The sequence below is a fragment of the Micromonospora sp. USAFONa4 genome, assembly GCF_057197825.1.
Window position 1 is genome coordinate 4,763,873 of record NZ_CM170072.1, and the last position, 10,369, is coordinate 4,774,241.

Annotated in this window: 1 protein-coding gene; it reads left to right on the forward strand. The window is 76.4% G+C overall.

Going from position 1 to position 10,369, the window contains the following annotated elements; translation table 11 throughout:
- The gene (locus AC0OO9_RS21095) at positions 1-10,368 is read left to right on the forward strand and encodes an SDR family NAD(P)-dependent oxidoreductase (RefSeq protein ID WP_484511803.1); all 10,368 of its coding nucleotides are present in this window, start codon (positions 1-3) and stop codon (positions 10,366-10,368) included.
- Position 10,369: the final 1 nt, after the last annotated feature.

Below are 10,369 nucleotides of genomic sequence, written 5' to 3' on the forward strand. Positions count from 1 at the left end.
ATGGCCAACTCGGAGGAGAAGCTCGTCACCGCGCTGCGGGCCTCGCTCAAGGAGAACGAGTGGCTGCGGGAGCAGAACCGCAAGCTCAACTCGACGCTGCGCGAGCCGATCGCCATCGTCGGCATGGCCTGCCGCTACCCCGGCGGGGTACGGACCCCCGACGACCTGTGGGACCTCGTCGCCGCAGGCGGGGACGGCATCACCGGCTTCCCCACCGACCGCGGCTGGAACGTCGCGGAGCTCTACGACCCCACGCCCGGCACGCCGGGGCGCTCGTACACGCGCGAGGGCGGCTTCCTGCACGACGCGGCCCAGTTCGACCCGGAGTTCTTCGGGATCAGCCCGCGTGAGGCGTTGACGATGGACCCGCAGCAGCGGCTGCTGCTGGAGACGTCGTGGGAGGCCCTCGAGAACGCCGGCATCGACCCGACCGGGCTGCGCGGCAGCGACACGGGCGTCTTCGCCGGGATGATGTACCACGACTACGCGGAGAACAACGCCACCGGCGCGATCGCCTCCGGCCGGGTGGCGTACACCTTCGGCCTGGAGGGGCCGGCCGTCACCGTCGACACCGCGTGCTCGTCGTCGCTTGTGGCCCTGCACCTGGCCGTGCAGGCCCTGCGCAACGGCGAGTGCTCGCTCGCGCTGGCCGGCGGGGTCACCGTGATGGCGACCCCGGAGACCTACGTCGCGTTCTCCAAGCAGCGCGGGCTGTCGCCGGACGGCCGGTGCAAGTCCTTCGCCGCCGCCGCCGACGGCACCGGCTTCGCCGAGGGCGTCGGCATGCTGATCGTGGAGCGGCTCACCGACGCCCGACGCAACGGGCACCAGGTGCTCGCCGTCGTCCGCGGGACGGCGGTCAACCAGGACGGCGCCTCCAACGGCCTGACCGCCCCGAACGGGCCGGCGCAGCAGCGGGTCATCCAGGCGGCGCTGGCCAACGCGCGGCTGTCGGCCAACCAGATCGACGTGGTCGAGGCGCACGGCACCGGCACCACCCTCGGCGACCCGATCGAGGCACAGGCCATCCTCGCCACCTACGGTCAGGACCGGGACCGGCCGCTGTGGCTCGGCTCGGTCAAGTCCAACATCGGTCACACCCAGGCCGCGGCCGGCGTCGGCGGCATCATCAAGATGGTGCTCGCCATGCGGCACCGGCTGCTGCCGAAGACGCTGCACGTGGACGCCCCCAGCGACCAGGTCGACTGGACCGAGGGCTCGGTCGACCTGCTGACCGAGGCCGTCGCCTGGCCCCGGGGCGCCGAGCCGTCCCGCGCCGGCGTCTCGTCGTTCGGCGTGAGCGGCACCAACGCCCACGTGATCATCGAGGAGCCGCCCGCGCAGGAGACCGCGCCGCCCGCCGAGGCGGCGGCCGGGCCGGTGCCCTGGGTGCTGTCGGGCCGTACGCCCGAGGCCCGCCGCGACCAGGCGGCCCGGCTGGCGGCCCACCTCGACCGGGACCCCGCCGCCCCGGCCGACGTCGCCGCCGCCCTGGCGGGGCGCGCCCGGTTCGAGCACCGGGCGGTCGTGGTCGGCACGGACCCCGCCGAGCTGCGGGCCGGGCTGGCCGCCGTCGCGGCGGACGAACCCGCGCCGACCGTCGCCACCGGCGCCGCGCTGGGCGACGAGCCCCGGGTCGTCTTCATGTTCCCCGGCCAGGGCTCGCAGTGGGCGGGCATGGCCGTCGAGCTGATGGACACCGCCGAGGTGTTCGCGGACCGGATGGACGAGTGCGCGCGGGCCGTCGACGCGTTCACCGACTGGTCGCTGCTGGACGTCGTCCGGGGCGTGCCCGGCGCGCCGTCGCTGGAGCGGGTGGACGTGGTGCAGCCCGTGCTCTTCGCCGTCATGGTGTCGCTCGCGGCGCTGTGGCGCTCGTACGGCGTGCGGCCCGCCGCCGTGGTGGGGCACTCGCAGGGCGAGATCGCCGCCGCCGTCGTCGCCGGCGCGCTCACCCTCGACGACGGCGCCCGCGTGGTCGCGCTGCGCAGCCGGGCGATCGCCGCCGGCCTGGCCGGTCGCGGCGGCATGGCCTCGGTGGCGGCGCCCCGGGCGGACGTGGAGGCGCTGCTCGCCCGGTGGGGCGAGCGGATCTCCGTCGCGGCGGTCAACGGTCCCGCCGCCACCGTCGTCTCCGGCGAGCCCGGCGCCCTCGCCGAGCTGCTGGCCGCGTGCGAGGCCGACGGCGTGCGGATGCGGATGATCCCCGTGGACTACGCCTCGCACTCCGCGCAGGTCGAGGCCATCCGGGACGAGCTGCTGCACGTCCTCGCCGACGTCCGGCCGCGAAGCGCCGACGTGCCGCTGTACTCCACGCTCACCGGCGAGGTCGTCGACACCGCCACCCTCGACGCCGGGTACTGGTACGCGAACCTGCGCGGCACGGTCCGGTTCGAGGATGCCATCGACCGCCTGCTCGCCGACGGGCACGACGTCCTCGTGGAGATCAGCCCTCACCCCGTGCTCGGCATGGGGGTACGCGAGATCCTGGACCGCGCCGACGCCCCGGCCGCGCTCGTCGGCTCGCTGCGGCGTGACGAGGGCGGCCTGTCGCGCTTCCTGCTCTCCCTGGCCGAGGCGTACGTGCGCGGGGTCGCCGTCGACTGGTCCCCGCACACCCGCGGCGTCCCGGCCCCGCTGCCGACGTACGCGTTCCAGCACCAGCGGTACTGGCAGCTCGCGGCGGCGTCCGCGGTGGACGCCCGCGGCCTCGGCATCGACGTCGTCGGCCACCCGCTGCTCGGCGCCGCGCTCACCGTCCCGGAGCGGGACCTCGTCGTGCTCGCCGGCCGGATCAGCCTGGAGACGCACCCGTGGCTGGCCGACCACGCCGTCCTGGACACCGTCCTGCTGCCCGGCACGGCGCTCGTCGAGCTGGCCGTCCGCGCCGGCGACGAGGTCGGCTGCCCGGCCGTCGAGGAACTCGTCATCACCGCCCCGCTCGTCGTACCGGCGCACGGCGGGGTGGCCCTGCGGCTCACCGTGGAGGCACCGGACGAGCACGGCCGCCGCGCGCTCGGCGTCTACGGGCAGACCGACACCGAGGCGAGGATCGGCATGTGGACCCGGCACGCCACAGGTGTCCTCGCCGCCGCCACGGCAGCGGGGGAGCAGCTCACCGAGTGGCCGCCCGCCGACGCGCTGGCCGTCGACCTCGGCGACCTGTACGACCGGCTCGCCGGGCTCGGCCTGCGGTACGGCCCGGTGTTCCAGGGCCTGCGGGCCGCGTGGCGGCGCGGCGACGAGACGTACGCCGAGGTGGCCCTGCCGCAGGGCGTCGACGTCGACGGGTTCGGCCTGCACCCGGCGCTGTTCGACGTCGCCCTGCACGCGCTCGCCGCGGACGTCGGGGACGGGGCGGCGAAGCTGCCGTTCTCGTGGAACGGCGTGACGCTGCACGGGGCCGGCGCGACGAGCCTGCGCGTCCGGCTCACCAGGACGGGGGCGGACAGCGCGGCCCTGCTCCTCGCGGACCACACGGGCGCCCCGGTCGCCTCCGTGGCGGCGCTCACCGTACGCACGGTGGCCCCGCAGGCGCTCAAGGGACGCAGCGGCTTCGTCGAGTCGCTGTTCCGGCTGGAGCACGTGCCGCTGCCCGCCGGCCGGGGCGAGCGCGGCACGTGGCAGACGCTGGGCGACACGGCGGTCTTCGGCGCGCCGCCGGTGGCGCTGGCCGACGTGGCCGCAGACACGCTCTTCCTGCCGTGCTTCTCCGCCGCGCCGGGCATCGCCGCGGTGCCCGACCTCACGGCGTACGCGCTGACCACGATCCAGCAGTGGCTCGCCGACCCCCGCCAGGCCGAGACCCGGCTCGTCGTGGTGACCCGCCCGGACGACCTCGCCGGCGCGGCGGTGCACGGCCTGGTCCGCTCCGCGCAGGCGGAGAACCCGGAGCGGATCGTCCTGCTGGAGGCCGACGACACCGCCGACGAACTGGTGGCGGCGGCGCTGGCGACGGGCGAGCCGGTGCTCACCGTCCGCGACGGCGTGGTGCGCGCGCCCCGCCTGGCCCGGGTGCCCGAGCAGGACGTCGCCGGGCCGGCGGTGTTCGGGCCGGACAGCCGGGTGCTCGTCACCGGCGGCACCGGCACCCTGGGCGGGCTGGTCGCCCGCCACCTGGTCACCGGGCACGGCGTACGCGACCTCGTGCTGACCAGCCGCCGCGGCCTCGCCGCCGCCGGCGCGGCGGAACTGCGCGACGAACTCGCCGAGCTGGGCGCGACCGTGACGGTGCTGGCGTGCGACGTCGCCGACCGCGACCAGGTCGCGGCGCTGCTGGCGGACCACCCGGTCACCGGCGTCGTGCACACGGCGGGCGTCATGGGCGACGCCACCATCGCCACGCTCACCCCCGACCAGCTGGCCGCGGTGCTGCGACCCAAGGTGGACGCCGCCTGGCACCTGCACGAGCTGGCCGGGGACGTCACCGCCTTCGTGCTGTTCTCCTCGGCCGCCGGCATCTTCGGCAGCCCCGGCCAGGGCGCCTACGCCGCCGCGAACGCGTTGCTCGACGCGCTCGCGGCGCGGCGCCGGGCCGCGGGACTGCCCGCCCACTCGCTCGCCTGGGGGCTGTGGGCCGAGCGCAGCGAGATGACCGCAGACGTGGGCGGCGCGCAGCTGGGCCGGATGGCGCGCAGCGGCATGAGCGAGCTGTCCAGCAAGGACGGCCTGGCACTGTTCGACGCCGCCGTCCGGTCGGCCGACGCGCTGCTCGCGCCGGTGCCGGTGGACCTCGCCGCGTTCGGCCGCGACGACCGGGAACCGCCGGCGCTGCTGCGCGGCCTGGTCCGCGCCCCGGCCCGCCGGGCGGTGGGCGGCTCCTCCCTCGCCCAACGGCTGGCCGAGGTGCCCGGCGAGCGCTGGACCGAGGTCGTGCTGGAGGTGGTGCTCACCCGGATCGCGTCCGTCCTCGGCTACGCCCGGGCGGACAAGCTGCCGGCCGGACGCCCCTTCAAGGAGCTGGGCTTCGACTCGCTCACCGCGCTCGACCTGCGCAACCAGCTCGGCGCGGCGACCGGGCTGCGGCTGCCGGCGACCCTGGTGTTCGACTACCCGACGCCGGAGGCGCTGGCCGGTTACCTGGTCTCGCAGTTGGCCGGCGGGCGGACCGCGACGGCGGACGTCGCCGTGACCCGGCACGACCACGAGCCGGTCGCGATCGTCGGCATGGCCTGCCGCTTCCCCGGCGACGTGCGTACGCCCGAGGACCTGTGGCGGCTGCTGGTCGGCGGCGGCGACGCGATCGGGCCGTTCCCCGGCAACCGGGGATGGAACCTCGACGCGCTCTTCGACCCCGACCCGGACACGCCGGGCACCAGCTACGTCGACCGGGGCGGCTTCCTCCACGACGCGGCCCACTTCGACCCCGGCTTCTTCGGCATCTCCCCGCGCGAGGCGCTGGCGATGGACCCGCAGCAGCGGCTGCTGCTGGAGACCTCGTGGGAGGCGCTGGAGCGGGCCGGCATCGACCCGACCAGGCTGCGCGGCAGCCGGACCGGGGTGTACGCGGGCGTCATGTACAACGACTACGGCACCGTGCTGAGCGCCTCCGCCGAGTCGGTCGACGGGTTCCTCTCCACAGGCAACTCCGGCGGCGTCATCTCCGGCCGGATCTCGTACACGCTCGGGCTGGAGGGCCCGACGATGACCGTCGACACCGCCTGCTCGTCGTCGCTGGTCGCCCTGCACCTCGCCATCTCCGCGCTGCGCAACGGGGAGTGCTCCCTCGCGCTCGCCGGTGGCGTGTCGGTGATGTCGACGCCGGGCACCTTCCTGGAGTTCTCCCGGCAGCGCAACCTCGCCCCCGACGGGCGGTGCAAGTCGTTCGCGGGCGCGGCCGACGGCACGTCGCTCTCCGAGGGCGTCGGCGTGCTGGTGGTCGAGCGGCTCGCCGACGCCCGGCGGAACGGGCACCCCGTACTGGCGGTGGTGCGTGGCTCGGCCGTCAACTCCGACGGCGCCTCCAACGGGCTCACCGCACCCAACGGGCCGTCGCAGCAGCGGGTGATCCGCGCCGCCCTGGCCGACGCGCGGCTGTCGCCGTCCGAGGTCGACGTGGTCGAGGCGCACGGCACCGGCACCACGCTGGGCGACCCGATCGAGGCGCAGGCCGTCCTCGCCACGTACGGGCAGGACCGGGCCACGCCCGTGCTGCTCGGTTCGGTCAAGTCGAACCTCGGTCACACGCAGGCCGCCGCCGGGGTCGCCGGCATCATGAAGATGGTGCTGGCGCTGCGCCACGGCGTGCTCCCGCAGACCCTGCACGTGGACGAGCCCTCGCCGCACGTGGACTGGTCCGCCGGCGCGGTACGCGTCGCCTCGGAGCCCGTCCCGCTCACCGCCGCCGACCGCCCGCTACGGGCCGCCGTGTCGTCGTTCGGCATCAGCGGCACCAACGCCCACGTCGTACTGGAGCAGGCCGACCCGGCGCCGCCGGTCGACGAGCCGGCCGTGCCGTTCACGCCGTGGCTGCTCTCCGCGCGGACCGAGGAGGGGCTGCGGGAGCAGATCCCCCGGCTGCGCGCCCACGTGGCCGCCGACCCGACGCTGCGCCCCGTCGACGTCGCGTACACCCTCGCCACCGGGCGGGCCGGGTTCGCGCACCGCGCGGTGCTGCTCGGCGACGAGGTGGTGACCGGCACGGCCGACGGCGGGAAGCTCGCCATGGTCTTCACCGGGCAGGGGGCGCAGCGCGTCGGCATGACGGCGGAGCTGATGGCCTTCCCGGCGTTCGCGGCGGCGTTCGACGAGGTGTGCGGGGAACTGGACGGGCATCTTGAGCGGCCGTTGCGGGAGGTGTTGGGTTCCGAGGAGGTGCATCAGACGGGGTGGGCGCAGCCGGCGTTGTTCGCGGTGGAGGTGGCGCTGTTCCGGTTGTTCGAGTCGTGGGGGGTGCGGCCGGACTTCGTGGCGGGGCACTCGATCGGTGAGCTGGCGGCGGCGCACGTGGCGGGGGTCTGGTCACTGGCCGACGCCGCGAAGGTCGTCGCGGCGCGGGGCCGGTTGATGCAGGCGCTGCCGACCGGCGGCGCGATGGTGGCCGTACGGGCGACGGAGGAGCAGGTCGCGCCGTTGCTCTCGGGCGACGTGGCGATCGCGGCCGTGAACGGGCCGGAGTCGGTGGTGCTCTCCGGCGACGAGACCGCCACCCTTGCCGTGGCCGAGAAGCTGTCGGGGCAGGGCCGCAGGGCGCGGCGGCTCACCGTGTCGCACGCGTTCCACTCGCCGCTGATGGACCCCATGCTCGACGAGTACCGCGCGGTCGTGGCCCAGGTGGACTGCCGGGAGCCGGCCGTCGCGCTGGTCTCGACGGTCACGGGCGGACCGACCACGCTGGACGCCGAGCACTGGGTGCGGCAGGTGCGCGAACCGGTCCGGTACGCCGACGCCGTCGCCACGCTGGCCGCGTCCGGGGCCACCACCTTCCTGGAGATCGGCCCCGACGCGGTGCTGACCGCGCTCGGGCGCAACGTGGCCGACGGCGAGTGGATCCCGGCGTGCCGCAAGGGCCGCGCCGAGCCGGAGACCGTCGCCACCGCGCTCGCCCGGCTCGCGGTGCGCGGCGCGCCCGTCGACTGGCCCTCGGTGGTGCCGGGGCGGACCGTCGAACTGCCCACGTCCGCGTTCCAGCACCAGCCGTACTGGCCCCGGGCGGGCGCCGGCACCGGCGACGCGAGCGGGCTGGGCCAGACACGGGCGAACCACCCGCTGCTGGGCGCGGCGGTCGAACTGCCGGACGGCGGCGCGGTCTTCACCGGCCGCCTCGCGCTGACCACCCACCCGTGGCTGGCCGACCACGCGGTGGCGGACCTGGTGCTGCTGCCCGGCGCGGCGCTGGTCGAGCTGGCGGCCCACACCGGCCGCGAGGTCGGCTGCCCGCGCGTCGAGGAGCTGACGTTGGAGGCGCCGCTGGTGCTGCCGGACTCCGGCGGCGTCCAGGTGCGCGTGACGGTGGGCGAACCGGCGCCGGACGGCGGCCGGGAGGTGGGCGTCCACTCGCGGACCGAGGACGGGGACGGATGGACCACCCACGCGGTGGGCCGGCTGACCCCGGCCGGGGCCGCCGGCGCCGACCTGCGGGCCTGGCCGCCGGACGCCGAGCCGGTCGACGTCGCCACGGCGTACGACGACCTGTTCGCGCGCGGCCTGCGCTACGGCCCGGTCTTCCAGGGCCTGACCGCGGCGTGGCGGCGCGGCGACGAGGTGTTCGCGGAGCTCACCCTGCCCGAGCAGGCCCACGACGACGCCGGCCGCTTCGGCCTGCACCCGGCGCTGCTGGACGCCGTCCTGCACGCGGTGGCGTCGACCGGCGACGGCGACCCGGTGCTGCCGTTCTCGTGGCGTGGATTCACCGTGCACGCGGCGGGCGCCGACCGGCTGCGGGCCCGGATCGTGCCGGGCGACGGCACGGCGGCCATCACCCTGGCCGACGCGACCGGCGCCCCGGTGGCCTCCGTCGAGGCGCTGGCGGTACGCCCGGTGTCGCCCGAACAGCTGGCGGCGCTGCGCCGCGACCGGCACGAGTCGCTGCTGCGCCTGGACTGGACGCCGCTGACCGGGTCGCCCCGGCCGCGCACCCTCGCGGTGCTCGGGGAGCGGATCGACGGCCTCGACGCGCCCGCGTACCCGGATCTGGCGGCCCTCGCCGCCGCCGTCGACGCCGGCGCCGCGGTGCCCGAGGTGGTGGTGGCGCGGTGCGCCCCGGACCGGGGCGTCGCGGAGGACGCGCGGGCCCGCGCGGCCACCCACCAGGTCCTCGCCCTGGCGCAACAGTGGCTCGCCGACGAGCGGTTCGCCGCCGCCCGCCTCGCCGTTCTGACCGGCGGCGCGGTGGCCACCCGTCCCGACGGCGACGTCACCGACCTCGCCGGGGCGGCGGCCTGGGGCCTGGTCCGCTCCGCGCAGTCCGAACACGGCGACCGGTTCGTCCTGGTCGACGTCGACGACGACCGGGCCGCCGGGACCGGCCTGCCGGCCGCGCTCGGCTCCGACGAGCCGCAGCTCGCCGTCCGCGGCGCCGACGTCCTGGTGCCCCGCCTGGCGCGGGCCGGCGCCACCGACGAGGCCGCCGCGACCGCGTTCGAGGGGACCGTCCTGGTCACCGGCGCCACCGGCGCGCTCGGCCGGCTCGTCGCCCGGCACCTGGTCACCCGGCACGGCGTACGCGAGCTGGTGCTGGCCAGCCGCAGCGGCCCCGCGGCCGAGGGCGCGGCCGAGCTGCGCGACGAACTCGTCGCCCTCGGGGCCGAGGTCACCGTCGCCGCGTGCGACGTCGCCGACCGGGCCGCCCTCGCCGCGCTGCTGGCGGCGCACCCGGTGCGCGGCGTGGTGCACACGGCCGGCGTCGTCGACGACGCCGTCATCTCCTCGCTCACCCCCGAGCGGGTCGACCGGGTGCTGCGGCCCAAGGTCGACGCCGCGACGAACCTGCACGAGCTGACCGGGGACCTGACCGCGTTCGTGCTGTTCTCGTCGGCCTCCGGGGTGCTCGGCGGGCCCGGCCAGGGCAACTACGCCGCCGGCAACGCCTACCTGGACGCGCTCGCCCAGCACCGGCGGGCGAACGGCCTGCCGGCCGTGTCGCTGGCCTGGGGCCGCTGGGAGCAGGCGGGCATGGCGGAGCAGCTGACCGAGGCCGACCTGCGGCGCATGTCGCGCTCCGGCGTCGGCGCGCTCGGAGTCGAGGAGGCGCTGGAGCTCTTCGACGCGGCGCTGCACACCGGGGGCATGGTGGCGCCCATCAAGCTCGACCACCGGGCCCTGCGGGAACGCGCCGTCGCGGGCATGGTGCCACCGGTGCTGAGCGGGCTGGTCCGGGTGCCCGCCCGGCGGACGGCCGGCGCCGAGGCGGGAGCGGCCGACGCGCTGCGGCAGCGGCTCGCCGGCCGGGACGCCGAGGAGGCCGAGGCGATCCTGCTCGACCTGGTGCGTACCCAGGTGGCGGGGGTGCTGGCCTACCCGGACCCGGGCGCGGTCGCCGCCGACCGGCCGTTCAACGAGCTCGGCTTCGACTCGCTCACCGCGGTCGAGCTGCGCAACCGGGTGAACGCGGCGACCGGGCTGCGACTGCCCGCGACGCTGGTGTTCGACCACCCCACGTCGAAGGCCCTCGCCGCGTACCTGCGGGCCGAACTCTCCGGCGAGGCGGGCGACACCAACGCGGTGCTGGCCGCGTTCGCCGAACTCGACCGCCTCGAGGCGGTCCTGTCGGACGTCGACGAGCAGTCCCGCACCCGGCTGACGCTGCGGCTGCGCGACGTGCTCTCGAAGCTGGGCGGCGAGGCGGCGGCGTCCACCGGCAACGACATCGAATCCGCGACCGACGACGAGGTCTTCGCTCTCATCGACAGCGAGCTGGGGATCTCATGAC

Excerpts from the sequence above, each read along its gene's own strand:
- AC0OO9_RS21095 (WP_484511803.1), top strand. The coding sequence starts at position 1 with ATGGCCAACTCGGAGGAGAAGCTCGTCACCGCGCTGCGGGCCTCGCTC.